The organism is Streptomyces sp. NBC_00316, assembly GCF_036158715.1.
Classification (GTDB): Bacteria; Actinomycetota; Actinomycetes; order Streptomycetales; family Streptomycetaceae; genus Streptomyces.
On the sequence record NZ_CP108023.1, the window covers coordinates 6,974,726 to 7,001,397 of the forward strand.

A 26,672-nucleotide genomic window follows, 5' to 3' on the forward strand; every position below is an offset into this window, starting at 1 on the left:
CGGTCTCATGCCGGGCCGGGGCGAGGCGACGTGTGATGATTCGGAAGAGGTGACCGATGCTCACCTTACCGACGAGTCATACCGTCAGTAACCTCCGGCGCACAGGCCTTCCGGAGGAGCGCGCATGCCCCCACGCACCGTCACGTCCAGAGCCGCGGCCATCGCGGCGGTCGTAGCCCTCGGTACCACCCTGCTCACGGCCTCGCCGCAGTCCGGCGCCGAGGCAGCGGAACCCGTCCCCGTCGCCGACTACTGCCAGGGGCAGTGCGACGACATCCTGCCGCCCGGCGAGAACGGCAACGCCACGCTCGTCGAGATCCTCGGCAACCAGGCGTTCGGTACGCACCCCGCGCACAGCGACGACCAACTCGACCGGTACAACGGCCTGGTGGCCGGGCACACCGGTCTCACCGACCAGAAGCTGACCGACTTCTTCAACGACGCCTCGTTCGGCGTCCCGAAGGACCAGGTCGAGTCCGTCGTCTCGCCCCGCGCGGACGTGACCATCACCCGCGACAAGGCGTCCGGTGTGCCGCACGTCAAGGGCACCACCCGTTACGGCACCGAGTTCGGCGCCGGGTTCGCGGCCGGGCAGGACCGGCTCTGGCTGATGGACCTCTTCCGGCACATCGGGCGCGGGGAGTTGACCTCCTTCGCCGGCGGCGCCCTCGCCAACCAGGGTCTGGAGCAGCAGTTCTGGCCCCAGGCTCCGTACACCGAGTCCGATCTCGAAGCCCAGGTCGACCACATCAGGACCCACGAGGGCGCCCCGGGCGAACAGGCCATGGCCGACGCCCAGGCGTACGTCGACGGCATCAACGCATACCGCGAGAAGTCCAAGAAGGGCCGCTACTTCCCCGGCGAGTACGTTCTCACCGGCAAGATCGACGCGATCACCAACATCGGTGAGATACAGCCGTTCAAGCTGACCGACCTGATCTCGATCGCCTCCGTCGTCGGCGGCCAGTTCGGCGGCGGTGGTGGCGGCGAAGTACAGGCGGCGCTCTCGCTGCTGTCCGCACAGCAGAAGTACGGGGTCGCCGAAGGCACCGAGGTCTGGGAGTCGTTCCGGCAGCGCAACGACCCCGAGGCCGTGCTGACGATCCACGACGGGACGTCGTTCCCCTACGCGGGCAAACCCGCCGAGGCGCGCGGCACCGCTCTTCCCGACCCGGGCTCCGTCACCGCCGAGCCGCTCGTCCACGACCGCACCGGCTCCGCCGGCACGAACGCGAAGGCCCCCGTCAGGGCGCCGGCTGCGCTCAAGCAGGCCCAGGGCATCTACGACGACGGCGTCATCCCCGAGGGATCGCTGCCCGGCTCCGGCTCCGGCGCGCAGCGGCGCGGCATGTCCAACGCCCTGCTGGTCTCCGGCCGGCACACCGCGAGCGGAAACCCGATCGCCGTGTTCGGCCCGCAGACCGGCTACTTCGCACCCCAGCTGATGATGCTTCAGGAGCTCCAGGGTCCCGGCATCAGCGCGCGTGGTGTCTCGTTCGCCGGCGTCGGCATGTACATCCAGATGGGCCGCGGCCAGGACTACGCGTGGAGCGCCACCTCGGCGGGCCAGGACATCACCGACACGTACGCCGTCGAGCTGTGCGAGCCGGACGGCTCCACGCCCACCAAGGACTCCACGCACTACCTCCACCACGGCACCTGCACCGCGATGGAGACACTGGAGCGCACCAACTCGTGGACGCCGACCGTGGCCGACTCCACGGCGAAGGGTTCCTACCGGATGCAGGTCCGGCGGACCGCGTACGGCATCGTCACCCACCGCGCCACCGTGGGCGGCAAACCCGTCGCGTACACCTCGCTGCGCACCACCTACCGCCACGAGGCCGACTCGATCATCGGCTTCCAGCTGCTCAACGACCCGGCGTACGTGACCGACGCCGCCTCCTTCCAGCAGGCGGTGAGCAACATCGACTACGCCTTCAACTGGTTCTACGCCGACTCCCGCACGGCCGCCTACTACAACAGCGGCATGAACCCGCTGCGCGCCGCGGGCGTGGACCCGGCCCTGCCCGTCAAGGCCGAGAAGGCGTACGAATGGCAGGGCTACGACCCGGTCGCCAACACCGCCGACTACACCCCGTTCGCCGCGCATCCGCACTCCAGCGGCCAGGACTACTACGTCTCCTGGAACAACAAGCAGGCCGAGGGGTACGCCTCCGCGGGCTTCGGCCTCAGTGCGGTGCACCGGGCGGATCTGCTCGACGAGCGGGTGGCGAAGCTGGTGGAGCAGGGCGGCGTCACCCGCGCCTCGCTCACCCGGGCCATGGCGGACGCCGCCCTCACCGATCTGCGCGGCGAGCAGCTCCTGCCCGAACTGCTGAAGGTGCTCCGCTCCCAGCCGGTCACCGACCCGGAACTGAACGCGGCGATCCAGAAACTGGAGTCCTGGCGGGCTTCGGGCTCGCAGCGCAAGGAGACGAGCCCCGGCTCGCACACGTACACCGACGCGGACGCGGTACGGATCATGGACGCGTGGTGGCCGAAGCTGGTCCAGGCAGAGTTCGGGCCTGGTCTCGGCGCCGACCTGTACGGGGCGCTGACCGCCGCCCTCGCCACCGACGAGTCCCCGGCCGCCAGCCACGGCCCGAGTGGTGCGCACAGCGGCTCGGCGTTCCAGTACGGCTGGTGGGGCTTCGTGGACAAGGACCTGCGCCAGGTCCTCGGTCAGCCGGTCAAGGGGCCGCTCGCCAGGACGTACTGCGGGAACGGCGACCTGAGCGGCTGCCGCGACACCCTGCTCGCCTCCCTGAAGCAGGCGGCCGCCGAACCGGCCACCGAGGTCTACCCCGGTGATGACACCTGCAAGGCCGGCGAGCAGTGGTGCACGGACTCGATCGTCCACCGGGCGCTGGGCGGAATCAGCCAGAAGGCGATCCACTGGCAGAACCGCCCGACGTACCAGCAGGTGGTGGAGTTCCCCGCCCACCGATAGAGCGTGGCCACGGGCCGCGCGCCCTCGATCGCCGGGCGGGCTCACTCCTCGGGCCCGTCCGGCGGCCGACCGCAGCGCGCAGTGAACCACCCCGGCCCGCAAGGCGGTTCACCGCATCCCGTGCGGCGTCCGAGGACGGAAGCGCACGCCGGGCGGGCCCGGGCCTCCGGGCCCGCCCGGCGAACCACCGCAGCGCGTCCGGCGACGGAAGGGCCGGCCGCCGGACGCCCCGGGCTCACCGGTACTGCAAGTACTTCTTCCGCATCGCCCGGAACGCGGCGAGATCCGCCGCCCAAGCCCCCACCACCTCATCCGTGTCCGCGCCCGCGTCGATCATCGTGCGGACCCGCGTGTTCCCGGTGAGCTTGTCGATCCAGTTGTCCGAGCGCCACGCGAACCCGCTCCACGACTGCTTCGCCGTTATCAGCAGTGCGATCCCCGTGTGTACCGGGTCGAACACCTCCCGGTCCTGCACGTGCAGCTGCACCCCGCCGACCGTCTTTCCCTGGAACTTGGAGAACGTCGGCGCGAAGTACGCCTCACGGAACGCGACTCCGGGCAGGTCCAGCGCGTTGGCGGCCTCGGCCCACCGGTGGTCGATGCCCTCCGCGCCGAGGAGTTCGAACGGCCGCGTCGTGCCGCGCCCCTCGGAGAGGTTCGTGCCCTCGAAGAGGCAGGTTCCGGAGTACACCAGTGCGGTGTCGGGCGTCGGCATGTTCGGGCTCGGCGGTACCCACGGCAGCCCGGTCTCGTCGAAGAAGTCCGAGCGCCGCCACCCCGACATCTTCACGATGTCCAGCTCGACCGGCCGCTCGGCCAGGAACTCCGCGTTGAAGAGCAGCGCCAGCTCGGTGACCGTCATGCCGTGCGCTTGTGCGATCTCCCGGCGCCCCACGAACGTCGAGAACGCCGGGTCGAGGACCGGCCCGAGTGCCGCCCGCCCGGTCACCGGGTTCGGCCGGTCCAGCACGACGAACCGCTTGCCCGCGAGGGCCGCCGCCTCCATGCAGTCGTACAGCGTCCAGATGTATGTGTAGAAGCGCGCGCCCGCGTCCTGGATGTCGAAGACGATCGTGTCCACGCCGGACGCGGTGAAGACATCGGCGAGCGGCTGCCCGCTCTTCAAATACGTGTCGTAGACAGGGAGCCCGGTCGCCGGGTCGTCGTACCGCCCCTCGGAGCCACCCGCCTGCGCGGTGCCGCGGAAGCCGTGCTCGGGCCCGAAGACCGCGACCAGGTTCACCCGCTCGTCCGGGTGCATCACATCGACGATGTGGCGGACATCGGAGGTGATCCCGGTCGGGTTGGTGACGACCCCGACCTTCTGTCCCTTCAGCAGCGCGTAACCGTCCGCGGCCAGCCGGTCGAAGCCGGTGCGGAGCTGGTTCCGCCCGGCGCCCTGTCCCTTGCCGGGCACGGGTCCCGCTGCCGCCGTTCCGGTTCCTGCAGCCGTCGCTGCGACGGCTCCCACTGCACCACCGGCGGCCAGCAAACCGCGTCTGGACAGGCTCATTCGGCTACCTCCATGATCGCTTCAACTGTCATGGTCACGCACGCTAGCGCGCGGAAGCGCTCCGCGGAACGTGCCGGACGCTACTGCTGTGACAGGAGTGGCGACAACCTGGGCCAAGCCCTTCCCCGACGACATACCGACTGGTTAGTCTGCTGGGGACGTCGGCTGAGAGAGGTGGAACCCGATGAGTACGGTGCAGGGCGCGGGCGTGGTGGTCACCGGAGCCGGAGGCGGCATCGGCGCCGCTCTGGCCCGCAGATTCGCCGCGGAGGGTGCGAGGGTCGTCGTCAACGACCTCGACGAGGCCCGGATCAAGGCGCTGGCCGAGGAGATCGGCGGCACCGCCGTCGCCGGTGACGCCTCACGGATCGTGGACGCGGCCCGGGACGCGCTGGACGGCACCGTCGACATCTACTGCGCCAACGCGGGCCTCGCCTCGCCCGGTGACGTCTTCGCCGACGAGGAGGTCTGGGCGGCGGCCTGGGACGTCAATGTGATGGCCCATGTCCGCGCGGCCAGGGCCCTGCTGCCGGACTGGCTCGAGCGCGGCAGCGGCAGGTTCGTCTCCACCGCGTCCGCCGCCGGGCTGCTGACGATGATCGGCGCGGCGCCGTACAGCGTCACCAAGCACGGGGTCGTCGCCTTCGCCGAATGGCTCTCGCTGACCTACCGCCACCGCGGCATCAAGGTCCACGCGATCTGCCCGCAGGGCGTGCGTACGGACATGCTCACCGCCGCGGGTTCGGCCGGCGAGCTCGTGCTCGCCCCCAGTGCCATCGAACCGGAGGCCGTCGCCGACGCGCTCTTCGACGCCATGGCCGAGGACCGCTTCCTCGTCCTGCCGCACCCCGAGGTCGCCGGGTACTACCGGGCCCGCACCAAGGACACCGACCACTGGCTCGGCAGTATGAACCACCTTCAGCAGAAGTGGGAGGAGACCGGCGCATGACCGAGTCCGACACCGACACAGGGTCCGTCTACACGGCGAAGCCCTGGATCTCCCTGCTCAGCGAGGCCCAGCGGGCCCCTGTCAGCCCCGCCCCGACCCTGGTGCACGCCTTCCGCGCCTCCGTCGCCCGTGCTCCCGAGCACCCGGCGCTCGCCTACTTCGACGGACGGCTCGGTTACCGCGAGACCGACGTGCTCTCCGACTCCGTGGCCGGGCATCTCGCCGCGAAGGGTGTGGAGCGCGGCGACCGGGTCGCGATCATGCTGCAGAACTCCCCGCAGTTCGTGCTCGCCCTGCTCGGTGCCTGGAAGGCCGGCGCGACCGTGGTCCCGCTCAACCCGATGTACAAGTCCGGCGAGGTCGGCCATGTACTGAAGGACGCCGAGGTCACCGCGCTGATCTGCGCGGACCGGGCGTGGGAGGCGTATCTGCGGGACACCGCTGCGGACGCCCCGTCCGTGCGGTTCGCGCTCACCGCCTGCGAGCTCGACCTGCAGAGCCGGAACGACGAACGGGTCCTGGATTTCGAGCGGCTGCCCGTCCCCGGCGACACCGACGACCTGGTGGCCGTCGCCCGCAGCGGGCTCGCCGCCCCCGACGGCCGTGAACTCGACTCCGCCGATGTGGCGCTGATCAGCTACACCTCGGGGACCAGCGGCACCCCCAAGGGCGCCATGAACTCCCACGGCAACATCATGGTCAACGCCGAGCGCCAGCGCACCGGACACCCGGTCGCCGAGGGCTCCGCGTACTTCGCGCTCGCCCCGCTCTTCCACATCACCGGCATGGTGTGCCAGCTGGCGGCCTGTCTCACCAACGCCGGCACGCTCGTCCTCGCGTACCGTTTCCACCCCGGTGTCGTCCTCGACGCGTTCGCCGAGCACCGTCCCGCGTACACCGTCGGTCCGTCGACGGCCTTCATGGCGCTCGCCGCCACCCCGGGCGTGACACCCGAGCACTTCGCCTCGTTCCGGATGCTCTCCTCCGGCGGCGCACCGCTGCCGCCCGCGCTCGTGGAGAAGTTCCGGGACGGCTTCGGCCCGTACATCCGCAACGGTTACGGCCTCACCGAGTGCACGGCGCCCTGTGCGTCCGTACCGCCCGAGCGGGAAGCCCCCGTCGACCCGGTCTCCGGGACGCTCTCCGTCGGTGTTCCGGGCCCTGACACGGTCGTCCGGATCCTCGACGAGAACGGCGACGAGGTGCCGTTCGGTGAGCAGGGCGAGATCGCCGTCCGAGGCCCCCAGGTCGTCTCCGGCTACTGGCGGCTGCCCGAGGCGACCGCTGCCGCCTTCCCCGACGGTGAGCTGCGGACGGGCGACATCGGCTTCATGGACCGCGACGGCTGGCTGTACGTCGTCGACCGCAAGAAGGACATGATCAATGCCTCCGGCTTCAAGGTCTGGCCGCGCGAGGTGGAAGATGTCCTGTACACCCACCCGGCCGTGCGGGAAGCGGCCGTCGTCGGCGTCCCCGACGCGTACCGCGGCGAGACGGTCCGGGCGTACGTCAGCCTGCGGCCCGGAGCGGTGATCGAGCCCGGTGAGCTGGGTGCGTACTGCAAGGAGCGGCTGGCGGCGTACAAGTATCCGCGCGAGGTCGAGATCCTGGCCGAACTCCCGAAGACGGCTAGTGGGAAGATCCTCAGGCGGGAACTGCGTTCGGCGCAGTAGCGCAGCGTATGCACGGATCGGACGGAAGGCAGGTGGCGGCAATGGCCAGAACGACGGACGGGAACGATGCCCCGGTTCCGCAGCGGCTGCTGGCCGCCGCCACCAGGCTCTTCGCCGAGCGGGGCTACGACCGCACGTCGGTCCAGGAGATCGTCGAGGCGGCGGGCGTCACCAAGGGTGCGCTCTACCACTACTTCGGGTCCAAGGAGGATCTCCTCCAGGAGGTCTACGCCCGGGTGCTGCGCCTCCAGCAGGAGCGGCTCGACGCCTTCGCCGACGCCGATGCGCCGGTCGAGCAGCGACTGCGGGACGCGGCGGCGGACGTCGTCGTCACGACGATCGAGAACCTCGACGACGCGTCGATCTTCTTCCGGTCCATGCACCATCTGAGCCCGGAGAAGAACAAGCAGGTGCGGGTGGAGCGGCGCGGCTACCACGAGCGGTTCCGGGCGCTGGTGGAAGAGGGCCAGCAGAGCGGGGTGTTCTCGACGGCCACCCCGGCGGATCTGGTGGTGGACTACCACTTCGGCTCGGTGCACCACCTGTCGACGTGGTACCGCCCGGACGGCCCGCTCAGCCAGCAGGAGGTCGCCGACCATCTGGCGGATCTGCTGCTGCGCGCGCTGCGACCGTAGGCACCGGGGCGGTGGTCGCCGCCTCGTCCTCCATCGCCGGACGGGCTTGAGTTCCCCCGCCCGTCCGTGGCTGTGAGTGCGTCCGGGCGACCCGTTCCGTCCTCGATCGCCGGACGGGCGCGAGGGCCGGCCGTGGCGCGGCCGTGTCCGTTGCGAGTCCGGGACGCGGGCCGCGGGCCTGATCGTGCCCGCACGGCACCATCGAGCCCGTCCGGCGTTCGAGGACGTCATTCGGCCTGTCCGGCTGCCGAGGACGGGAGCGGCGACCGTCCGGCTCCGGCTCCCCGAGCGAGGTCCAAGGCCCCACGGCCACCGACCGCTGCGCCTTGCCCCGGTACGCACTCTTGCCGACTTGGTCTGTACCTGCCACGCTGCCTGCGCCGCCCCCCGCGTCCCGTCGGCCACTTCCTCCCCCGGAGGTTCGGATGCGCCCCCACGTGCCCCGCTTCAGCAGACTCCGCCCCAGGCCGCTCCGCCGGCCCCTGCTTGCCGTCCTGAGCCTGCTCCTCGCCGTGCTCGTTCCGCAGTCCCCCACGGCCTCGGCCGCCACCGTCACACCGCCGCAGATCTACGGAGCCTGGCACTGCAGCGACGATGCCTGTACCTGGGGCACCGTGCGCAGCGCCGCCGACTTCGACTCCAAGAACCACTGGCTGATCGACCGCGGCGACGGGCGCCCCTCGGTCAACCTGGTGGTGCTCAGCTTCGTGGAGCCGCAGCGACTGCTCCACCGTACGGACGACGCGACCACTGCGGGCGGGCTGCCCAAAGGTATGACCCGCGAGGTCGTGCAGTACTTCACCTCGCACGGCATCCGCGTAATGCTCTCCATCGGCGGCATCACCTACACCGACGCATGGGACGCGGCGCTCGCCGAAAACGCCACTCAACTCGGCCTGAACGCCGCCGTCGTGGCGAGCGACCTCGGTGTCGGCATCGAGATCGATTACGAGCAGAACACCGACCCCGACCTCACCGGACTTCAGTCCTTCGTCGACGCCTACCGCTCCGTCCACCCCTACGATGCGTCGGGCAGCGATCCGGCCGCCCGGCTCACCATCGATACGGCCGCCGGCGACCGCTGGCTGATCGGCATCAACCGGAAGGCGACCGCCGACTGGCTGCGCACCGACACCCCGGTCCTGGACTACGCCAACGCGATGGTGTCCGCGCGCCAGCCGTCGGCGAGTACGGCGATCGCCAACTGGCAGGAGCACGTGGACGGCAAGCCCACCTACGCGCCGCCCGTTCCGCCGCTCGCTCCGGCCAAGTTCACCGGAGCGGTCTACATCAGTGACCAGACCAAGTCGCTGCCGGAGTGCACCGACTTCGCGAACTCGCTGCAGAAATCGACGGGTACGTTCGAACAGAGTGTCGTGCCGAACGGGGCCGGGACGACCTCCGGCATGCTCGGCTACATGTTCTGGGCCGCAGAGCGGCCCTCCACGCGCGGCACCGGCACCCAGCCGCCCAACACCTGCGAGGGCGGCGTGGGCGTCGGCGCCACCACGTACGGCATTGCGCTGCCGATGCCTGCGCTGCGCCAGAGCTGAATCTCTCCACCCGCGGGCCGGACGGGCGGAATCCCAGCCCGTCCGGCCCGGGGGCAGGGCGCGGCTGCAGCCCGCCGTCCCGCCCGCTACTACAGGTACTTCTTCAGCTCGCGCCGCGCCAGCGACCGCTGGTGCACCTCGTCCGGCCCGTCCGCCAGCCTCAGCGTCCGCGCTCCCGCCCACAGTTCCGCCAGCGGGAAGTCCTGGCTGACGCCGCCTGCGCCGTGCAGCTGCACCGCCTGGTCGAGGATGTCGACCACCGCCCGCGGGGTGGCGATCTTGATGGACTGGATCTCCGTGTGAGCCCCGCGGTTGCCCACCGTGTCCATCAGCCATGCCGTCTTCAGCACCAGCAGCCGCAGCTGCTCCACCGTGACCCGCGCGTCCGCGATCCAGTTCTGCACGACGCCCTGCTGGGCGAGCGGCTTGCCGAACGCCGTACGGGACACCGCCCGCCTGCACATCAGCTCGATGGCCCGCTCGGCCATCCCGATCAGCCGCATGCAGTGGTGGATCCGGCCGGGGCCCAGCCGGGCCTGCGCGATCGCGAAGCCGCCGCCCTCCTCGCCGATCAGGTTCGCGGCGGGCACCCGCACATCGCTGAACACGACCTCCGCGTGACCGCCGTGGTAGTGGTCCTCGTACCCGTACACCTGCATCGCGCGCCGCACTTCGAGGCCGGGCGTGTCACGCGGGACGAGGATCATCGACTGCTGGCGGCGGATGTCGTCGCCGTCCGGGTCGGTCTTGCCCATCACGATGAAGATCCGGCAGTCCGGGTTCATCGCCCCGGAGATGTACCATTTGCGGCCGTTGATGACGTAGTCGTCACCATCGCGCACGATCCGGGTCTCGATGTTGGTCGCGTCCGACGACGCCACCTCCGGCTCCGTCATGGCGAACGCCGACCGGATCTCCCCGGCCAGCAGCGGCTCCAGCCACTGCTTCTTCTGCTCGTCCGTGCCGAACTGGAACAGCACCTCCATGTTCCCGGTGTCCGGCGCCGCGCAGTTCAGCGCCGTCGGCGCCAACTGCGGTGAGCGGCCGGTGATTTCGGCGAGCGGCGCGTACTGGAGGTTGGTCAGCCCGGCACCGTACTCCGCGTCGGGCAGGAAGAGGTTCCACAGGCCCTGCTTGCGCGCCTCGGCCTTCAGATCCTCGACGATCTGCGGGGTGTCCCACGGGGAGGCGAGCAGCGCACGCTGCTCGTGCGCGATCTGCTCGGCCGGGTACACGTGCTCGTCCATGAAGGCGAGCAGCTTGCCGCGCAGCTCCTCCGTACGGGCGTCGAATGCGAAGTCCATGGGGGTGATCAGCCTTCCTGGAGGGTGGTGAGACCGTGCTCGATGAAGACGGGGACGAGCTCGCCGATGCGGTCGAACCCGGCGCCGACGGTCTGGCCGAGGGTGTAGCGGTAGTGGATGCCCTCCAGGATCACGGCGAGCTTGAACCACGCGAACGCCGTGTACCAGGAGAGGGAGGAGGTGTCCCGCCCGGAGCGGGCGGCGTAGCGCTCGATCAGTTCGGCGGGGGTGGGGTGGCCGGGCGCGCCGCTGGTGGTGGAGACCGGGGACCCCGACAGACCGAGATCCGCGCTGTACATCGCCAGCAGTCCGACGTCGGTCAGAGGGTCGCCGAGCGTGGACATCTCCCAGTCGAGGACTGCCTTGATCTCGTCGTCCGGGCCGATCAGGACGTTGTCCAGGCGGTAGTCGCCGTGGACGACGGCCGCCACGGGGGAGACGGGCAGCTCGCGGCCCAGGGACGCGTGCAGCTCGTCGATGCCGGGCAGCTCGCGGTTGCGGGAGGCGTCCAGCTGCTTGCCCCAGCGGCGCAGCTGCCGGTCGAGGAAGCCCTCGGGGCGCCCGAAGTCCCCGAGCCCCACGGCCCCGGGGTCCACCGCGTGCAGATCCACCAGTGTGTCGACCAGGCCGAGGACGGCCGCCCGGGTGCGCTCGGCGCCGAGCGGGACGAGTTGTTCGGCGGTGCGGTACGGGGTGCCGTCGACGTGCTCCATGACGTAGAAGGGCGATCCGATGACGGTGTCGTCCTCGCAGAGCAGCACGGGCTCGGGCACCGGCACGGCGGTCGGGTGCAGCGCACTGATCACCCGGTGCTCGCGCTTCATGTCGTGTGCGGTGGCGAGGACATGGCCGAGCGGCGGCCGGCGGACGACCCAGCGAGCGGTGCCGTCCGTGACGAGGTACGTCAGGTTGGAGCGGCCGCCCTCGACGAGCCGTGCCTCGAGCGGTCCGTTCACCAGCCCCGGCCGCTCGCGGTCGAGATGTCCGCGGAGCCGGTCCAGGTCGAGACCTGGCGGGTGGACTGAGCTCATCGTGCGCACCTCCGGGGTGAAAAGACGTCGGTGTTCATGATGCCGACCAGTCGGTATGTCGTCCAGTGGGTTCCCGGAATCCGGTACGCGGTCTCGGGCCCGAGCGACCCCGCACCCTGGCGTCGAGTCGTATCCCTGAATAGGGTTCACGTATGAATGCCGCGCTGCTGATCGACGAAGTCCGGCTGATCCCGATCCTCATAGCCGATCCGCCCCTGCTCAACACCCAGGGCGTCCACCAGCCCTACACCCCGCGGCTCATCGTGGAAGTCATCACGCGGGACGGGACCACCGGCATCGGGGAGACCTACGGCGACGGCAAGTACCTCGAACTCGCCGCACCGCTCGCCCAGGCCCTGGTCGGCCGCTCGGTCAGCGATCTGAACGGACTCTTCGCCCTCGCCGAGGAGGTGTGCGGTGATTCACGCGCCGCCGATGCGCGGGTCGACGCGGGCGGGCTGCGCGGCGTCCAGACCGCCGACAAGCTCCGGCTCTCCGTCGTCTCGGGCTTCGAGGTCGCCTGCCTGGACGCCCTGGGCAAGTCTCTCGGCCTGCCTGTGCACGCCCTGCTCGGGGGCAAGGTCCGCGACAGCGTCGAGTACAGCGCGTACCTCTTCTACCGCTGGGCCGCCCACCCCGAGGGCGGCGAGCAGGACGACTGGGGCGCCGCCCTCGACCCGGCCGGAGTCGTGGCCCAGGCGCGGCGGTTCGCCCGCGAGAACGGTTTCTCCTCCTTCAAGCTCAAGGGCGGCGTCCTCGAACCCGACCAGGAGATCGCCGCGGTCCGCGCCCTCGCCGAGGCGTTCCCCGGACAGCCGCTGCGACTCGACCCGAACGGCGCCTGGTCCGTCGAGACGTCGCTGTACGTCGCCGAGCAGCTGAAGGACGTACTCGAATACCTGGAGGACCCGGCGAGCGGCACGGAGCTGATGGCCGCCGTCGCCGCGGGCACCGACGTGCCGCTCGCCACCAACATGTGCGTCACGACCCTCGCCGAGGTCCCGGAGGCCTTCGCCCGTGGCGCCGTCCAGGTCGTGCTCTCCGACCACCACTACTGGGGCGGCCTGCACCGCACCCGTGAGCTGGCCGGGATCTGCCGCACCTTCGGGGTCGGGCTCTCCATGCACTCCAACACCCACCTCGGGATCAGCCTGGCCGCGATGACCCATGTCGCGGCCACCGTCCCCAACCTCGACTACGCCTGCGACAGCCACTACCCGTGGCAGACCGAGGACGTCATCATTGCCCGCCATGTCTTCGAGGACGGCCGGCTGACCGTTTCCGACGCCCCCGGGCTCGGCGTGGAACTCGACCGGGAGCGGCTGGCCGTACTGCACCGGCGCTGGCTCGCCGACGACGGCACGATGCGCGAGCGCGACGACGCGGCGGCCATGCGCAAGGCCGAGCCGGAGTGGGTGACGCCGACGATCCCGCGCTGGTGAGGCGGGGCGGCCCGGGGCCGGGGTTCGGATGCTCGGACCTGGGCCGTCACGAACGCGTGCTTGCCTGAGTTGCGGGCGGCCTGAGCAGCCCGGATGGTCGGATGATGAAGGCGATCAGCTACAGCGCGTACGGCGGTGCCGACGTCCTGGAGTACGGCGAGCGGCCCGACCCGAAGGTCGGCCCGGACAGCGTGCTGGTGAAGGTGCGGGCCGCGGCCGTCAACCCGGTCGACTGGAAGGCCAGGGAGGGGCATCTCCAGTCGCAGCTGGAGGCCGTCTTTCCGGTGATCCCCGGCTGGGATGTCTCCGGCGTCGTCGTACAGCCGGGCATCGCCGTCGACGAATTCGCGGTCGGTGACGAGGTCATCGGCTATGTGCGTGAGGACTTCCTGTCCCGCGGCACCTTTGCCGAGTATGTCGCCGCCCCCGTGCGCACCCTCGCCCGCAAGCCGCTGAACCTGAGCTTCGAGGAGGCGGCGGGGCTGCCGCTGGCCGGCCTCACCGCGTACCAGGTGCTGCACCGTTGGCTGAAGATCCAGGACGGGGAGACCGTGCTCGTCCACGCGGCCGCGGGCGGAGTGGGCTCGCTGGCCGTGCAGCTCGCCCGGCACGCGGGCGCCCGCGTCATCGGCACCGCCGGCGCACACAACCACGACCACGTGCGACAGCTCGGCGGCGAGCCGGTGGAGTACGGCGAAGGGCTCGCCGACCGGATCAGGGCCCTGGCCCCCGACGGGGTCGACGCCGCCTTCGACACCGTCGGCGGCGAGGCCCTGCGCGTATCCGCGGACGTACTGAAACCCGGGGGCCGGCTGACGTCCATCACGGACGGCGAGGTCTTCTCGTACGGTGGCCGCTACGCCTTCGTACGGCCGGACGCGACGGACCTCGCCCAGCTGGGCGAACTGGCCGAGCAGGGCGTCGTCTCGGTCCACGTCGACCGGACCTTCCCGCTGGAACAGGCCGCGGACGCCTACCGGCTCAATGAGGAGGGGCGTACCCGGGGGAAGATCGTCGTGACCGTCCCCTGGGACGGCTGACGGCCCCGGGCGGAAATCCCCGGCAGACGGCCCGACGGCCCGGCAGGCGGCCATCGCCGCGGTAGCGGCCCCTTCAGAAGAGCATCGCCGTGGCGAACACCGCGAGGGCTACTGTGCACGCTGCTGCGGTCAGCGCCCCGCGCGGCGACAGCGGCTGCGGCCGGGCAGTCCCCATCCCGAGCACCCGCCGGTGCGCCACGTACAGAAAGCCCAGCCAGGCCAGCACGCTCAGCGACAGGGCGACGACGCCGGCCGGGGTCGCACCGGCGTGCAGGGCCTGCTTGCCCGCCAGCAGGGCGACCACCGTGCAGGACAGGGTGGTACGCCGCCACGCCAGCCGGGTCCGTTCCGGCTGCAGCCCGGGGTCCCGCTCGACGGCGGTCACCGGCCCTCCCAGCCGAAGACGACCACCACCACCATCGCGAGGGCGACGACGGCGACCGCGAGACCCAGCAGAGTCGGGAAGCGGGAGACCGGCAGGTCCTCGCCGCGCCGCATCGCCCGCTCGCACCGCACCCAGTGGTTGACCGCCCGCAGCGCGCACAGCACACCGGCCGCGAGCAGCGCGAGCGCCAGCCCCGCCCTGACCCCCCAGACCAGCTCCGGCAGGAACTGATCGACGGCGAAACCGCCGCCGATCAGTGCGAGGGCCGTCCGGATCCAGGCGAGGAAGGTGCGCTCGTTGGCGAGCGAGAAGCGGTAGTCGGGGGTGTCGCCCTCTTCCCGGATCCGCTCGGGTGCGAACCAGAGCCGAAGGCCTTGCACGAAGTCGTTCACGTCCGAACCCTAACCAGCGCTTTGTCGCCGATCGCCCGCCGGGGCCCGGCCTGCCCGGAACTCCCGCAGCCGGTGGTACGCGTCCAGACCGTCCGGTACCCACTGCCACTTGCCGAGCCGCTCCGTCAGCTCGTCATCGGTGAGGAAGGTGTGCCAGGCGACCTCCTCCACCTGGGGGTTCACAGGCAATGCGCACCGCACCTGGTAGATGTACGACCACCAGGTGTGCCCCGCGCCCGCGTAGAGGAACTTGAAGAGCGGCTCGGGGCGGGGGAGCCCGCTGACACCGAGCTCCTCCTCGGCCTCGCGCAGCGCCGCCTCGTCGTACGACTCGCCGGCGCCGACCACCCCGCCGACGAACATGTCGTAGTGCGAGGGGAAGACCAGCTTGGTCGAGGTCCTGCGGTGCACGAAGAGCCGGCTCTCGGCGTCCCGGGCCTCGATGAAGACGCAGCGATGGCGCAGGCCCCGCGCGGTCGCCTCACCGCGCGGGGCCTGTCCGACGACCTCGTCGTTCTCGTCGACGATGTCCAGGATTTCGTCAGCAGCAGTCATGAGCCCATCCAACCCCAGGTCCGGGACCCAGGGGGGACGCCGGCGACCGGTTCACTGCGGCAGGAGGCTGCGCTTGTGGCGTTGGTGACCGTGTCCCTCCGGCATCGCCGGATGCAGCCCCAGCAGCACGATTCCGACGACGATCGCCGCCAGCCCGGCCGCCTGCCAGGCCAGCGCGCCCGCATCGGTGCGCACCTGGTCGCCGAGGAAACCGATCCCGCAGGCGATCCCCGCCAGCGGCTGGGAGGCCGTCAGCGCCGGCAGTGACATCCGCAACGGCGCCGTTTCGAACGCGCTCTGTACCAGGATCAGACCCGTCACACCCAGCACCACCACCGCGTACGGCTGCCAGCTCGTCACCAGCGTCGCCCATCCGCCGTCCGACAGCCGCTGCCCGCTCATCCGGGTCAGCGCGTCCTGGAGGCCGTACAGCAGCCCGGCCGCCACCGCGAGCAGGGCGGGGGCCGCAACGTGCCCCGAGCGCTTGGCGAACGCGGTGAGTATCAGGGCTGTGCCGACGACCACGCCGACCACCAGCCAGTGCCGGAGCGGGTTCGTGATCATCTCGCCGCCCTGCGGCCGTCCCCCCAGCAGGAAGGCGGTGACCCCTCCGGCCAGCAGCCAGAGCCCGGCCCAGCCCTGTCTGCCGAGCCGCTGCCCGGTGCGATGTCGCGACAGGGCCATGGCGAAGAGCAGATTGGTCGCGAGGAGAGGTTCGACGACGGAGACCTCACCCTTTCCCAGGGCCAGCGCCCCCAGGGCCATGCCGCAGACCATGAGGCCGACCCCGGCCAGCCAGCTCGGCACGGCCATCAGGTCGAGCAGCAGCCTGGGGGAGAGATAGTCCCTTCTCGGGGCGTGCCGGGCGGCGGCCTGTTGCAGGACAAAGCCGAATCCCAGACAGCAGGCGGCGCTCACGGCGAGTACGAGCACCAGGACCGACACGCTTCTCTACCTCAAGTCCGGCCAGGAGAGGGTGATTTGTTTCGACGATAGCGCTTCCGGGCGGAGGACGCGGCCTGAGCGCGGCCGACCGGGCGGTTGACGGGGCGGCGACCGATGCCGAAGATCTGACGCACCAGTAACTTCTGGTGCCCGGACCGGCATGCTCTTCGGCCACCCCGACTGTCCCCGACTCGCCCCGACAAGGATGGAACTCCATGGCGTACGACGCTGATGTGATCGTGATCGGGGCAGGGCTCGCCGGTCTTGTGGCCACGGCCGAGCTCGTCGACGCGGGCCGTACGGTGATCCTGCTCGACCAGGAGCCCGAGCAGTCGATCGGCGGCCAGGCGCACTGGTCCTTCGGCGGTCTCTTCCTCGTCGACTCACCCGAACAGCGCCGCATGCGGATCAAGGACAGCCACGAGCTGGCCCTGCAGGACTGGCTCGGCACGGCCGGCTTCGACCGCAAGGAGGACGACTGGCCGCGGAAGTGGGCCGAGGCGTACGTCGACTTCGCGGCCGGTGAGAAGCGGTCCTGGCTGCACGCCCAGGGGCTGCGGTTCTTTCCCGTCGTCGGCTGGGCCGAACGCGGTGGCTACGACGCCAACGGCCACGGCAACTCCGTACCCCGCTTCCACATCACCTGGGGCACCGGGCCCGGTGTCGTGGCCCCCTTCGAACGCCGGGTGCGCGAGGGCGTCGCCAAGGGGCTCGTCCAGCTGAAGTTCCGCCACCGGGTCACCGGCCTCGGCCGCACCGCGGGCGCCGTCGACACCGTGACCGGCGAGACACTCGAACCGAGCGGCGCCCAGCGCGGCACCGCGAGCAGCCGCGAGGCGACGGGTGCCTTCGAGCTGAGGGCCCAGGCGGTGATCGTGACCTCCGGCGGCATCGGCGGCAACCACGACCTCGTCCGCGCCCAGTGGCCCGAGCGGCTCGGCACCCCGCCGGCGAAAATGCTCTCCGGGGTCCCTGCCCACGTCGACGGACTGATGCTCGGCATCACCGAGGAGGCCGGTGCCCACCACATCAACCGCGACCGGATGTGGCACTACACCGAGGGCATCGAGAACTGGAACCCGATCTGGGCCAAGCACGGCATCCGGATCCTGCCCGGACCCTCCTCGCTCTGGCTGGACGCCCGCGGGAAGCGGCTGCCGGTCCCGCTCTTCCCCGGCTTCGACACGCTCGGCACCCTCGAACACATCACGAGGACCGGCTACGACTACACCTGGTTCGTGCTCGACCAGAAGATCATCGGCAAGGAGTTCGCGCTCTCCGGCTCCGAGCAGAATCCCGACCTGACCGGGAAGTCCGTCCGCGGCGTGATCGGCCGGGCGCGCGCGGACGTGCCGGGCCCGGTGAAGGCGTTCATGGACCACGGGGTGGACTTCGTCGTCGAGAAGGACCTCGACGCGCTGGTCCGCGGCATGAACGCGCTCACCGGCGAACCTCTGATCGACGCGGAGGAGCTGCGCCGCGAGATCACCGCGCGGGACCGCGAGATCGCCAACCCGTTCACCAAGGATCTCCAGATCACCGCGATCCGCGGGGCCCGCGCCTATCTGGGCGACAAGCTGATCCGTACGGCGGCGCCGCACCGGATCCTGGACCCCGCGGCCGGTCCGCTGATCGCCGTCCGGCTGAACATTCTCACCCGCAAGTCGCTCGGCGGCCTGGAGACGGACCTCTCGTCCCGGGTGCTCACGGCGGACGGCACGCCGCTCGCCGGGGTGTACGCGGCGGGAGAGGCGGCCGGTTTCGGCGGTGGCGGGGTGCACGGATACCGCTCGCTCGAAGGGACGTTCCTCGGCGGCTGCATCTTCTCGGGCCGGGCGGCGGGCCGAGCCGCGGCCGAGGCGGTCGGCAGCTGAGGGCTGCGGTCGTCGGCGCCCGTCAGCCCTGGGCGCCGACGACGGGATCGAGCAGTTCGACGACCCGGAACCGTTCGGCGACGATCAGCGTGTCGTCGTCGACCGTGAAAGCCAGGTCGCCGAGGGCCTCCCGCATCTCCTCGCCCTGCCAGAACCGCTCGTGGGTCGCGCGCCATTCGGCCACCGAGGTGTCGCCCTCGCCCTCGTCGATCGCGTGCTGGAGGTCGACGTCCCCGAGCCGCAGGATCCGTACCTCGGTCACCTCGACGACCGCGATCTCGCGGCCGGCCGAGTCGATCACTGCCGACCGCTCGCCCACCGGGGGCAGCTCCTCCCTCTCCGCCTCGTACTCCGCCAGCAGCCCCGTCGTCGACACCTTCGCGCCGGAGAGCACCGCGGCGACGAGCCGGTCGCGCAGCGGCCCGGGAAAGGCGAGGAGAAAGGGCTTGAGAGGCTCACGGTTCGACATGGCGCAAGTCTGGCATGTCGCGTCGTGTGCGTGACGACGGCTCAGGAACGTCGAGTTCCGGCCAACTCAGCTGAAAATTACTGGAGTTGATCCAAGCCGACTCTTGACGCGGAGCCGCGCCTACCGCTTGGCTGGCCGCGTTCGAAAATGCGCGCGCTCCATGTGTGCCGCTACGCGCACCCCGTTCTCGTCACAGCTGTGACCTCCCCGTCCGTCCCTGCTCGTCCCGTGTCGTAAAGGAAGCCAGCGGTGTCCCCGCCCCCGCCGCCCCTGGGCCGCTCCCGAAGACGGGGCGGGCATCCCGGCCACCTCTTCGACCCGGCGCTCGACGACACCGAACTCGTCGAGGTGCGAGGGCAGTTCGCCCAGGGACGGTGGGCCCGGGCCCGTTTCCTCCTGGCCGGGACCGGCAGCGACTGGGACCGTCGCGGCCATCGCGTCGTCGCCCTCGCCGAGACACCGTCCGCCGCCGGCTGGGCCCGCGACTGGCTGCTCGCCGAACCCGACAGCACCGACGCCGCCACCCTGCTCGCCTGCGCCGTCGTGGTCCGCGCCCTGCAGGGCAAGGAGACGCCCGAGGCGGCCCGCGAGGCCTGCCTGCACGCCGCGCGACTGGCCCCCGACGACCCCACGCCCTGGCTGGGGCAGCTGATGCTGGCCCGTGTGCACGGCACCCAGGAGGAGGCGGGGAAGCTCTTCGACGCGGTCCGCATCCGTCACGCCGACCACCACCACGCGCACCATCTGATGACGGCCCGGCTGGCCGAGAACCATCCCGACAGCGGTCAGGACCCGCTGCACGAGGTCTACGACTTCGCCGCCTGGGCCGCCGAACAGGCGCCCGCCGACTCGCCGCTCGCCGTCCTCCCGGTCGTGGCGCACGCCGAGCGCTACCGCGTCCTGGTCGCCGCCGGCAGCGAATCCGGCGACCCGGTGAGCTCCGGGCACTGGTCGGGGCGAAGGGCCCGGCAGGTGATGAAGGCCGCGTTCGACTGGTGGCTGGAATGGGAGCGCGAGGACCACCCGCGCAACCGCGCCGACCTCAACTTCCTGGCCCACGCCAAATTCTGCGAGGGCAGGCCCGCCGAGGCCGCCGCCCTCTTCCTCCGCATCGGGCCCCACGCCACGGCCGCACCCTGGTCGTACGCGGGCCGGGACCCGTACCAGGCCTTCCTCACGGCGCGGGCCACCGCGCTCGGTACGCCGTGAGGAGCCACCCGTCGCAGAGCCACCCGCTGCTGTGCACCTCTCAGTGTTTCTCCCCTGTTTCTCCTCAACGAAGGGACGACCCCCGCCATGTCGACGGGCAGTTCGAGAACGAGTGAGACCGGCGTGGCCGGGGATCCGGGCGGCATCAGCACCTACAAGGGCGAGGAGCGGGCCCTGCGCGCGGACCGCCTCGGCACCGCGGGTCTGCTGCTCTCGGTCCTCGCCGCCAGCGCGCCCCTGATGGTCGTGGCCGGGGTGATGCCCACCGTCTTCGGCGTGATGGGCATCGTCGGCCAGCCGCTGCTGTACGTCATCCTCGGCATCGTCCTGATGCTGTTCAGCGTCGGGTACGCGGAGATGAGCCGGCACGTCCACAACGCCGGTGCCTTCTACGCGTACATAGCCCGCGGGCTCGGCCCGACCGCGGGCGCCGGTGCCTCGCTCGTCGCCCTCGTCGCGTACAGCGCCATGCAGGTCGGCATCTACGGCATCCTCGGCTTCGAGGTCTCCGGGCTCTTCGCCACCTACCTCGAGATCGAACTGGCCTGGTGGATCCCGGCCGTCGTCGCCGTACTGATCGTCGGTGTCCTCGGCTGGCTGAAGATCGACCTCAATGCCAAGGTCCTCGGGGTGCTGCTGGTCGTCGAGTGCGCCCTCGTCGTGATCTTCGACATCGCCGCGGTCTCCAAGCCGGGTCCGGAGGGCCTGTCCCTGCACGCCTTCGATCCCGGCACCCTCACCGGCGCGGGGCTCGGCACCGCACTCTGTTTCTGCATCGCCGCGTTCGTCGGCTTCGAGCAGGCCCCGGTGTACGCGGAGGAGACCAGCCGTCCGCAGATCGTCGTCTCCCGGGTGATGTTCCTCGCCGTCGGCTACGCCGCACTGTTCCTCGCGCTCAGCTCCTGGGCGCTGACCGTCGCCGCAGGCCCCGGCTTCATCGCGGACTCCTCGCTGAAGGAGGGCCCCGCCCTGCTGTTCGGGCTCACCGGGGAACGGCTCGGCACGACCTTCACCGACGTGCTGCACGTCCTCTTCGTCACCGGCATGTTCGCCGCGCTGCTCAGCTTCCACAACGTCGTCGCCCGCTACGCGTTCGCGATGGGCCGCGAGAGACTGCTGCCCGCCGCGTTCGCCCGTACGAACAGGTCCAGCGGCGCCCCGGGCACCGGCTCGCTGCTCCAGTCCGTCGTCTCCCTGGTCATCGTGCTGGCCTTCGCGGTCACGGACGACATGCCGGTCGGTGACCCGACCGCCCCGGTGCTGCACCTGTTCACCTGGATGGGCAACGTCGGCGCGCTCGGTGTCATCGTGCTGATGGCCGCAGCCTCGTTCGCCGTGATCGCGTTCTTCGTCAAGCGCGGTGCGGGCCGGGCGCAGCTGTGGCGGCTGATCGCCTCCGGTCTGGCCGGTACGGCGATGGTGGCCATCGCCGTCTTCACGGTCAGGGACTTCGACGTACTCGTCGGATCCGGTCCCGGCTCGGTGCTCAACTGGCTGCTGCCCGGCGTCATCGTGGCCTCGCTCGTCATCGGCCTGGTGTACGGGGCGGTGCTGCGCTCGACGAAGCCGGAGGTGCACGCCAGGATCGGGCTCGGCAACGAGGCGTTCCAGCTGGAGAAGGCGGCCGGGAGCGGTTCGGTCCACGCCTGAGCCCGGTCGCCTTACCGAAATATGACGGAGGCCCGCCGCCCCTGGTGGCGGGCGGCCGCGGGTGCTCGAATGGACGGGTGAACAGTCGTCCTCCCGATGCCGAAGGCGCACCCGTCGGCCGCCGCCTCGTCCTCACCATGCTCGGTCTCGGCGCCGCCGGCGTCGTGGCGGCGCCCGCCCTGCAGCGAGTGATGGAATCAGGGCTGGGCGCGGTCGCCGACAAGGACCCCACCGGCCTGACCGGGCTGCTGCCCAACGGCGGCGGCTTCCGCTACTACTCCGTCGCGTCCTCCGTGCCGAGGAAGAGCGCCGCCGACTACCGGCTGACGATCGACGGCCTGGTCGACCGGCCCGCCACGTACACCCTGGAACAGCTCGGGGCCCTGCCGCAGACCCGGATGGTCCGCGATGTCCAGTGCGTCACCGGCTGGCGGGTGCCCGAGACCCCGTTCGAGGGCGTCCGGCTCTCCGCGCTGCTGGACGCGGCCGGGGTACGGCCCGGGGCGAAGGCGATCCGCTTCACCTGCTTCGACGGTGCGTACACCGAGAGCCTCACCCTCGACCAGGCCAGGCGCCCCGATGTGATGGTCGCGCTGCGCATGCAGGACAAACCGGTGGCCCATGCGCATGGCGGCCCGGTCCGCCTCTATGTCGCCCCGATGTACTTCTACAAGTCGGCGAAATGGCTCTCCGGGATCACCGTCACCGACTCCGTGAAGCCCGGTTACTGGGAGGAGCTCGGGTATGACGTCGATGCCTGGGTCGGGCGGTCCAACGGCCGCGACGACGCCCCCACCGGCTGAGGCCGCCGGCCGGATCCGCCGCTTCAGCCGGGCCGAGCGCTGGGTGCACCGCACCACCGCCTGGCTGATGCTGCTGTGCGTGGCGACCGCGGCCTGCCTGTACGTGCCCCAGCTCGCCGAACTCGTCGGCCGCCGCCATCTCGTCGTCACCGTGCACGAATGGTCCGGGCTGCTGATCCCCGTGCCGCTGCTGGCCGGTCTCGCCTCCCGGGCGCTGCGCGCCGACCTGTCCCGGCTCAACCGGTTCGGGCCGCACGACCGGCAGTGGCTACGGGCCGTGCGCCGCCGCGATCACCGGCCGGGATCGCGGCCGGCCGGGAAGTTCAACGCGGGACAGAAGCTGTACGCGGCCTGGATCGCCGGAGCCGTGCCGGTCATGACCGGCACCGGACTGCTGATGTGGTTCACCGGTCTGGCCCCGCTGATGTGGCGCACCGGCGCCACCTTCGTCCACGACTGGCTGGCGCTCGCCATCGGGATCGTGCTGGCCGGACACATGGCGAAGGCGCTCGCCGACCCGGAGGCACGCCGTGGCATGCGCACCGGGTCGGTCGAGCGCCCTTGGGCGCGGGCCGAACACCCGCTGTGGGAGGAATCCACCGAGAGGCCGGAGGATCCGAAGCGCTAGAGGATCAGCGACAGCAGCAGGATGAAGGCCAGCGAGACCACGGAGATGATGGTCTCCATCACCGACCAGGTCTTCACCGTCTGGCCGACGCTCATCCCGAAGTACTCCTTCACCAGCCAGAACCCCGCGTCGTTGACGTGGCTGAAGAAGAGCGAGCCCGCGCCGACGGCGAGGACCAGCAGCGCCGCGTGCGACGTCGACATGTCGGCGGCGAGCGGGGCGACCAGACCGGCCGCCGAGATCGTGGCCACGGTCGCGGAACCCGTCGCGAGCCGGATCGCGACGGCGATCAGCCAGCCCAGCAGCAGCGCCGGGATCGACCAGTCCTTGGAGAAGTCCAGGATCATCTGGCCCACACCGGCGTCGATGAGGGTCTGCTTGAAGCCACCGCCGGCACCGACGATCAGCAGCACACCCGCGATCGGGGCGAGGGACTTCTCGACGGTGGTCGAGAGCCGCGCCTTGGTGAAACCGGCCGCCCGGCCCAGCGTGAACATGCCGACTATGACGGCCGCGAGGAGCGCGATCAGCGGCGAGCCGATCACGTCGGTGACCCGCTGGACGTGGTTCTCCGGGTTGTCCACGACGATGGCGACGAGGGCCTTGGCCAGCATCAGCACGACCGGCAGCAGGATGGTCGCCAGGGTGGCGCCGAAGCTGGGGCGGTGCTCCAGCTCCTCGGACGGACGCTGCGGGACCATCTTCTCCGGCGCCTTGATGTCCACCCAGCGGGCCGCATAGCGGGAGAAGACCGGACCGGCGATGATCACCGTCGGGATGGCGACCAGCACACCGAGCGCCAGGGTGACACCCAGGTTGGCGCCGAGGGCGTCGATCGCGACCAGCGGGCCGGGGTGCGGCGGGATCAGCCCGTGCATCACGGAGAGACCGGCGAGGGCCGGGATGCCGATCCGCATCAGGGAGTAGTTGCCGCGCTTGGCGACGAGCAGCACCACCGGGATCAGCAGCACGATGCCGACCTCGAAGAAGAGCGGCAGACCGATGATCGAGGCGATGAGGACCATCGCCCACGGCATGGCGCGCCCGCTCGCCTTCGCAAGGATCGTGTCGACGATCTGGTCCGCGCCGCCGGAGTCGGCGAGCAGCTTGCCCAGAATCGCGCCGAGCGCGATGAGGACGCCGACGCCCGCGACCGTCGAGCCGAGGCCGGCGGTGAAGCTGGCGATCGTCTTGGCGGGCGCGGCACCGGCGAAGGAGCCGAGCGCCAGCGAGCCGATGGTCAGCGCCAGGAACGCGTGCAACTTGAACTTGGTGATGAGCAGAACGATGACGGCGATGCCGGCCAGGACGGCAATGCCCAACTGCGCATTGCCGGCGGAAGTGATCGGTTCGACGGCATCCGCTGCCAGCGTCTCGACGCTGAGACTGGTCACGGTGATGGTCCTTAGGCTCCGAGCCGGCGCAGCGCGGCGACGGCTCGCTGGGTGATTTCTTCGGGGGTGCCGGACACGTCGACGGCGACGCCGGCCTCGTCCTCCTGCAGCGGCTGCAGGGTGGCGAACTGCGAATCGAGCAGGGTGGTCGGCATGAAGTGGCCCTTGCGCTCCGCCATCCGTCCCTCGATGAGGGCGCGGTCGCCGGTCAGATGGAGGAAGACGGCACCGGGGGCCTCGGCCCGCAGCCGGTCGCGGTAGACCCGCTTGAGCGCCGAGCTGCTGACGACGCCGCCGAGCCCGGCCCGGCCGTGCGCCCACTGCCCGATCGCGTCGAGCCAGGGCCACCGGTCGGCGTCGTCCAGCGGGGTGCCGGCCGACATCTTGGCGATGTTCGCCGCGGGGTGGAAGTCATCGCCCTCGGCGTACGGAACGCCGAGTTCGGCGGCGAGCAGGGGACCGATCGTGGTCTTTCCGGTCCCTGCTACGCCCATCACCACGACGACGTGGGGGGTGCTCATTGATGGTGCCTCGCTGTCTCCGTCGACGTCTTCCTCGACATCGGTCCGTCGCGCTACTGAAACCCATACGTACGACTTATTCAAGATGGTGTGACATAAACGTCGTACTTTTTGTTCCCGAGAGGCGCCCCGTAGGCTTTGTCCATGACCACACAGGGCCCCGGGCTGCATACACACGTGCTGGACACCCTGGGCCTGGAGATCGCCGCGGGGGACTTCCCGCCGGGCCAGGTGCTGCGCACCGACGAGCTGGCCCAGCGCTTCGACGTCTCGCGCACGGTCGTACGCGAAGTGATCCGGGTCCTGGAGTCCATGCACCTGGTCGAGTCCCGGCGCAGGGTCGGTGTGACCGTGCAGCCGACCGAGGCCTGGAACGTCTACGATCCGCAGGTCATCCGGTGGCGCCTGGCCGGCGCCGACCGGCCGCGCCAGCTGCGCTCCCTGACCGTGCTGCGTTCGGCGATCGAACCGGTCGCCGCCGGGCTCGCCGCCCGGAACGCCACGCCGGAGCAGTGCGCGGCCCTCACCGAATGCGCGCTCGGCATGGTCGCGACCTCACGCGGCCAGCAGCTGGAGCGGTATCTGGAACACGACATCGCGTTCCACCGGATCGTGCTCAACGCCTCCGGCAACGAGATGTTCGCCCGGCTCGGGGACGTCGTCGCCGAGGTACTGGCGGGGCGCACCCACCACCAGGTGATGTTCGAGGACCCCGACCCGGCCGCGGTCACGCTTCACGTACGGCTCGCGGAGGCGGTACGCGAGGGGCATGCGGCGATGTCGGAGCGGCTGACGAAGGAGATCGCGGTGGGCGCCCTGCACGAGCTGGACGTCCTCGCTCCCTGAGCTCGTGCCTCAAGGCGTCCTGCACGACTTGGGGTGTCCCCGGCGGCCGGAGCTCGCGCCCCGGAGGTCCTGCGGGGGCTGGACGTCCTCGCGCCCCTGAGCCCCGGTGGGCCCGCGGCCTCACACGGCGGACGGGTCCGCTGTCACATGCTGCAGCCGCGCCGCCGCCGCCGCGAGCATCATCTCCAGTGCCGCCGGATAGCCGCTGCGGCCCATCTCCGCCACCAGCACCGACGCGGTCGCCGCGATATGCGGATGCGTGGTCCGCTCCAGTCGTGCGTACGTCTGCGGCCACGTCTGCACCTCCAGCGCGCGGGCCCGCTCCGACAGCACCAGCGTCGACGCGTCCAGCGCTGCGAACGACAGCGTCTGGTCGACGAACACGTGGTAGATCCGCACCGCCTCGCCGTCCGGGAAGCCCGCCCCGCGCAGAATCCCGAGGATGGTCTCCACCGCCTGGATCTCGTGCGTGCGGCCGGTGACCCGGGCGCACGTCAGCAGGGCCGCCTGCGGATGGGCCAGATAGTCGGCGTGCATCCGCAGCCCCAGGTCACGCAGGTCGGCCCGCCAGTCCCCGGTCGCCCGCCAGCCGGACAGCGTACGGCCGATCAGCTCGTCGGCCACCGCGAGCAGCAGCTCGTCCGTGTCCCGGAAGTACCGGTAGATCGCGCTCGGATCGCACCCCAGGGCGGCGCCGAGCCGGCGCACGGTGAGCGCCGCCGCTCCGTGCTCACCGATCAGCCGCAGCGCCGTCTCCACGATCAGCTGTTCCGACAGCACCGTGCCCTGCTTGGTGGGACGCCTGCGGCGCCGCGCCCCCTCCGCCACCACCCGCTCGCTCGCGCTCATGCGGCGCACCTTATGACAACAGCGTTGACGTGCGGAACCCCCGAGGAGTTCGATGTGCC

Annotated in this window: 24 protein-coding genes; 13 read left to right on the forward strand and 11 right to left on the reverse strand. The window is 70.9% G+C overall.

Annotation, left to right across the window (positions count from 1 at the left end; translation table 11 throughout):
- Positions 1-124 precede the first annotated feature (124 nt).
- Positions 125-2,953: a penicillin acylase family protein gene (locus OG878_RS31015; protein ID WP_328889834.1), complete on the forward strand. Its 2,829-nt coding sequence runs from the start codon at positions 125-127 to the stop codon at positions 2,951-2,953.
- 235 nt (positions 2,954-3,188) lie between these two features.
- On the opposite strand, the gene OG878_RS31020 is transcribed toward OG878_RS31015, so the two are convergent.
- Positions 3,189-4,466, reverse strand: coding sequence for an exo-beta-N-acetylmuramidase NamZ family protein (locus OG878_RS31020; protein WP_328889835.1), 1,278 nt, complete (start codon positions 4,464-4,466; stop codon positions 3,189-3,191).
- Positions 4,467-4,650: 184 nt separating this feature from the next.
- On the opposite strand from OG878_RS31020, the gene OG878_RS31025 reads away from it, so the two are divergent.
- From OG878_RS31025 to OG878_RS31040, 4 genes are all read left to right on the forward strand, one after another.
- Positions 4,651-5,415 (forward strand): SDR family oxidoreductase, encoded by a 765-nt coding sequence (locus OG878_RS31025; RefSeq protein ID WP_328889836.1) that lies wholly within the window; start codon positions 4,651-4,653, stop codon positions 5,413-5,415.
- Entirely contained in the window at positions 5,412-7,088 is a 1,677-nt protein-coding gene (locus OG878_RS31030) for a class I adenylate-forming enzyme family protein (RefSeq protein ID WP_328889837.1), read from the forward strand. The genes OG878_RS31025 and OG878_RS31030 overlap by 4 nt, the downstream gene beginning before the upstream one ends.
- Before the next feature lie 41 nt (positions 7,089-7,129).
- Positions 7,130-7,723: a TetR/AcrR family transcriptional regulator gene (locus tag OG878_RS31035; protein WP_328889838.1), complete on the forward strand. Its 594-nt coding sequence runs from the start codon at positions 7,130-7,132 to the stop codon at positions 7,721-7,723.
- Between the two features lie 425 nt (positions 7,724-8,148).
- Positions 8,149-9,276, forward strand: a complete 1,128-nt coding sequence (locus tag OG878_RS31040) for a hypothetical protein (RefSeq protein ID WP_328889839.1) — start codon at positions 8,149-8,151, stop codon at positions 9,274-9,276.
- Positions 9,277-9,365: 89 nt separating this feature from the next.
- Here OG878_RS31040 and OG878_RS31045 read toward each other — a convergent pair whose 3' ends face one another.
- Positions 9,366-10,580: an acyl-CoA dehydrogenase family protein gene (locus OG878_RS31045; RefSeq protein WP_328889840.1), complete on the reverse strand. Its 1,215-nt coding sequence runs from the start codon at positions 10,578-10,580 to the stop codon at positions 9,366-9,368.
- Positions 10,581-10,588: 8 nt separating this feature from the next.
- A complete protein-coding gene (locus tag OG878_RS31050; protein WP_328889841.1) occupies positions 10,589-11,611 on the reverse strand; it encodes a phosphotransferase family protein in 1,023 nt (340 codons plus the stop codon).
- 152 nt (positions 11,612-11,763) lie between these two features.
- On the opposite strand from OG878_RS31050, the gene OG878_RS31055 reads away from it, so the two are divergent.
- Both OG878_RS31055 and OG878_RS31060 read left to right on the forward strand, forming a co-directional pair.
- Positions 11,764-13,053 carry a glucarate dehydratase family protein gene (locus OG878_RS31055; RefSeq protein WP_328889842.1) on the forward strand — a complete coding sequence of 430 codons (1,290 nt, stop codon included), beginning with the start codon at positions 11,764-11,766 and terminating at the stop codon, positions 13,051-13,053.
- Positions 13,054-13,157: 104 nt separating this feature from the next.
- Positions 13,158-14,093 (forward strand): NADP-dependent oxidoreductase, encoded by a 936-nt coding sequence (locus tag OG878_RS31060; RefSeq protein WP_328889843.1) that lies wholly within the window; start codon positions 13,158-13,160, stop codon positions 14,091-14,093.
- 73 nt (positions 14,094-14,166) lie between these two features.
- Here the strand turns inward: OG878_RS31060 and OG878_RS31065 are convergent, their stop codons facing one another.
- The 4 genes from OG878_RS31065 to OG878_RS31080 are packed head-to-tail and all read right to left on the reverse strand — an operon-like array spanning position 14,167 to position 16,370.
- Entirely contained in the window at positions 14,167-14,478 is a 312-nt protein-coding gene (locus tag OG878_RS31065; protein ID WP_328889844.1) for a DUF202 domain-containing protein, read from the reverse strand.
- Entirely contained in the window at positions 14,475-14,870 is a 396-nt protein-coding gene (locus OG878_RS31070; RefSeq protein WP_328889845.1) for a YidH family protein, read from the reverse strand. The genes OG878_RS31065 and OG878_RS31070 overlap by 4 nt, the downstream gene beginning before the upstream one ends.
- Positions 14,871-14,879: 9 nt before the next feature.
- Entirely contained in the window at positions 14,880-15,425 is a 546-nt protein-coding gene (locus OG878_RS31075) for an NUDIX hydrolase (protein WP_328889846.1), read from the reverse strand.
- A 51-nt stretch (positions 15,426-15,476) separates the two neighbouring features.
- Positions 15,477-16,370 carry a DMT family transporter gene (locus OG878_RS31080; RefSeq protein ID WP_328889847.1) on the reverse strand — a complete coding sequence of 298 codons (894 nt, stop codon included), beginning with the start codon at positions 16,368-16,370 and terminating at the stop codon, positions 15,477-15,479.
- Positions 16,371-16,585: 215 nt separating this feature from the next.
- Here OG878_RS31080 and OG878_RS31085 point away from each other — a divergent pair, with 215 nt between their 5' ends.
- Positions 16,586-18,244, forward strand: coding sequence for an FAD-binding dehydrogenase (locus tag OG878_RS31085; protein WP_328889848.1), 1,659 nt, complete (start codon positions 16,586-16,588; stop codon positions 18,242-18,244).
- Between the two features lie 22 nt (positions 18,245-18,266).
- Here the strand turns inward: OG878_RS31085 and OG878_RS31090 are convergent, their stop codons facing one another.
- Positions 18,267-18,713: an ASCH domain-containing protein gene (locus OG878_RS31090; protein ID WP_328889849.1), complete on the reverse strand. Its 447-nt coding sequence runs from the start codon at positions 18,711-18,713 to the stop codon at positions 18,267-18,269.
- A gap of 249 nt (positions 18,714-18,962) precedes the next feature.
- Here OG878_RS31090 and OG878_RS31095 point away from each other — a divergent pair, with 249 nt between their 5' ends.
- The 4 genes from OG878_RS31095 (at position 18,963) to OG878_RS31110 (ending at position 23,003) form a co-directional block, all read left to right on the forward strand.
- Positions 18,963-19,922 carry a hypothetical protein gene (locus tag OG878_RS31095; RefSeq protein WP_328889850.1) on the forward strand — a complete coding sequence of 320 codons (960 nt, stop codon included), beginning with the start codon at positions 18,963-18,965 and terminating at the stop codon, positions 19,920-19,922.
- Positions 19,923-20,009: 87 nt separating this feature from the next.
- A complete protein-coding gene (locus tag OG878_RS31100; protein ID WP_328889851.1) occupies positions 20,010-21,572 on the forward strand; it encodes an APC family permease in 1,563 nt (520 codons plus the stop codon).
- A 137-nt stretch (positions 21,573-21,709) separates the two neighbouring features.
- Positions 21,710-22,375, forward strand: coding sequence for a molybdopterin-dependent oxidoreductase (locus OG878_RS31105; RefSeq protein ID WP_328891444.1), 666 nt, complete (start codon positions 21,710-21,712; stop codon positions 22,373-22,375).
- Positions 22,317-23,003: a cytochrome b/b6 domain-containing protein gene (locus OG878_RS31110; protein ID WP_328889852.1), complete on the forward strand. Its 687-nt coding sequence runs from the start codon at positions 22,317-22,319 to the stop codon at positions 23,001-23,003. Before OG878_RS31105 ends, OG878_RS31110 begins: the two co-directional genes overlap by 59 nt.
- On the opposite strand, the gene OG878_RS31115 is transcribed toward OG878_RS31110, so the two are convergent.
- Together OG878_RS31115 and OG878_RS31120 are read right to left on the reverse strand one after the other, a co-directional pair.
- Positions 23,000-24,397, reverse strand: a complete 1,398-nt coding sequence (locus OG878_RS31115) for a GntT/GntP/DsdX family permease (protein ID WP_328889853.1) — start codon at positions 24,395-24,397, stop codon at positions 23,000-23,002. The two genes, OG878_RS31110 and OG878_RS31115, sit on opposite strands and share 4 nt — an antisense overlap.
- An 11-nt stretch (positions 24,398-24,408) precedes the next feature.
- Positions 24,409-24,918: a gluconokinase gene (locus OG878_RS31120; protein WP_328889854.1), complete on the reverse strand. Its 510-nt coding sequence runs from the start codon at positions 24,916-24,918 to the stop codon at positions 24,409-24,411.
- Positions 24,919-25,062: 144 nt separating this feature from the next.
- Here OG878_RS31120 and OG878_RS31125 point away from each other — a divergent pair, with 144 nt between their 5' ends.
- Positions 25,063-25,764, forward strand: a complete 702-nt coding sequence (locus OG878_RS31125; protein WP_328889855.1) for a FadR/GntR family transcriptional regulator — start codon at positions 25,063-25,065, stop codon at positions 25,762-25,764.
- 120 nt (positions 25,765-25,884) lie between these two features.
- On the opposite strand, the gene OG878_RS31130 is transcribed toward OG878_RS31125, so the two are convergent.
- Positions 25,885-26,613 carry a TetR/AcrR family transcriptional regulator gene (locus OG878_RS31130; protein WP_328889856.1) on the reverse strand — a complete coding sequence of 243 codons (729 nt, stop codon included), beginning with the start codon at positions 26,611-26,613 and terminating at the stop codon, positions 25,885-25,887.
- Positions 26,614-26,672 lie beyond the last annotated feature (59 nt).

Bases quoted from the DNA above. Each gene is read 5' to 3' on its own strand.
- OG878_RS31130 (WP_328889856.1), bottom strand. From the start codon at position 26,613: ATGAGCGCGAGCGAGCGGGTGGTGGCGGAGGGGGCGCGGCGCCGCAGG.
- OG878_RS31125 (WP_328889855.1), top strand. From the start codon at position 25,063: ATGACCACACAGGGCCCCGGGCTGCATACACACGTGCTGGACACCCTG.
- OG878_RS31090 (WP_328889849.1), bottom strand. From the start codon at position 18,713: ATGTCGAACCGTGAGCCTCTCAAGCCCTTTCTCCTCGCCTTTCCCGGG.
- OG878_RS31030 (WP_328889837.1), top strand. From the start codon at position 5,412: ATGACCGAGTCCGACACCGACACAGGGTCCGTCTACACGGCGAAGCCC.
- OG878_RS31085 (WP_328889848.1), top strand. From the start codon at position 16,586: ATGGCGTACGACGCTGATGTGATCGTGATCGGGGCAGGGCTCGCCGGT.
- OG878_RS31060 (WP_328889843.1), top strand. From the start codon at position 13,158: ATGAAGGCGATCAGCTACAGCGCGTACGGCGGTGCCGACGTCCTGGAG.
- OG878_RS31105 (WP_328891444.1), top strand. From the start codon at position 21,710: ATGCTCGGTCTCGGCGCCGCCGGCGTCGTGGCGGCGCCCGCCCTGCAG.
- OG878_RS31100 (WP_328889851.1), top strand. From the start codon at position 20,010: ATGTCGACGGGCAGTTCGAGAACGAGTGAGACCGGCGTGGCCGGGGAT.
- OG878_RS31050 (WP_328889841.1), bottom strand. From the start codon at position 11,611: ATGAGCTCAGTCCACCCGCCAGGTCTCGACCTGGACCGGCTCCGCGGA.
- OG878_RS31035 (WP_328889838.1), top strand. From the start codon at position 7,130: ATGGCCAGAACGACGGACGGGAACGATGCCCCGGTTCCGCAGCGGCTG.
- OG878_RS31040 (WP_328889839.1), top strand. From the start codon at position 8,149: ATGCGCCCCCACGTGCCCCGCTTCAGCAGACTCCGCCCCAGGCCGCTC.
- OG878_RS31120 (WP_328889854.1), bottom strand. From the start codon at position 24,918: ATGAGCACCCCCCACGTCGTCGTGGTGATGGGCGTAGCAGGGACCGGA.
- OG878_RS31055 (WP_328889842.1), top strand. From the start codon at position 11,764: ATGAATGCCGCGCTGCTGATCGACGAAGTCCGGCTGATCCCGATCCTC.
- OG878_RS31020 (WP_328889835.1), bottom strand. From the start codon at position 4,466: ATGAGCCTGTCCAGACGCGGTTTGCTGGCCGCCGGTGGTGCAGTGGGA.
- OG878_RS31025 (WP_328889836.1), top strand. From the start codon at position 4,651: ATGAGTACGGTGCAGGGCGCGGGCGTGGTGGTCACCGGAGCCGGAGGC.
- OG878_RS31110 (WP_328889852.1), top strand. From the start codon at position 22,317: ATGACGTCGATGCCTGGGTCGGGCGGTCCAACGGCCGCGACGACGCCC.
- OG878_RS31075 (WP_328889846.1), bottom strand. From the start codon at position 15,425: ATGACTGCTGCTGACGAAATCCTGGACATCGTCGACGAGAACGACGAG.
- OG878_RS31015 (WP_328889834.1), top strand. From the start codon at position 125: ATGCCCCCACGCACCGTCACGTCCAGAGCCGCGGCCATCGCGGCGGTC.
- OG878_RS31045 (WP_328889840.1), bottom strand. From the start codon at position 10,580: ATGGACTTCGCATTCGACGCCCGTACGGAGGAGCTGCGCGGCAAGCTG.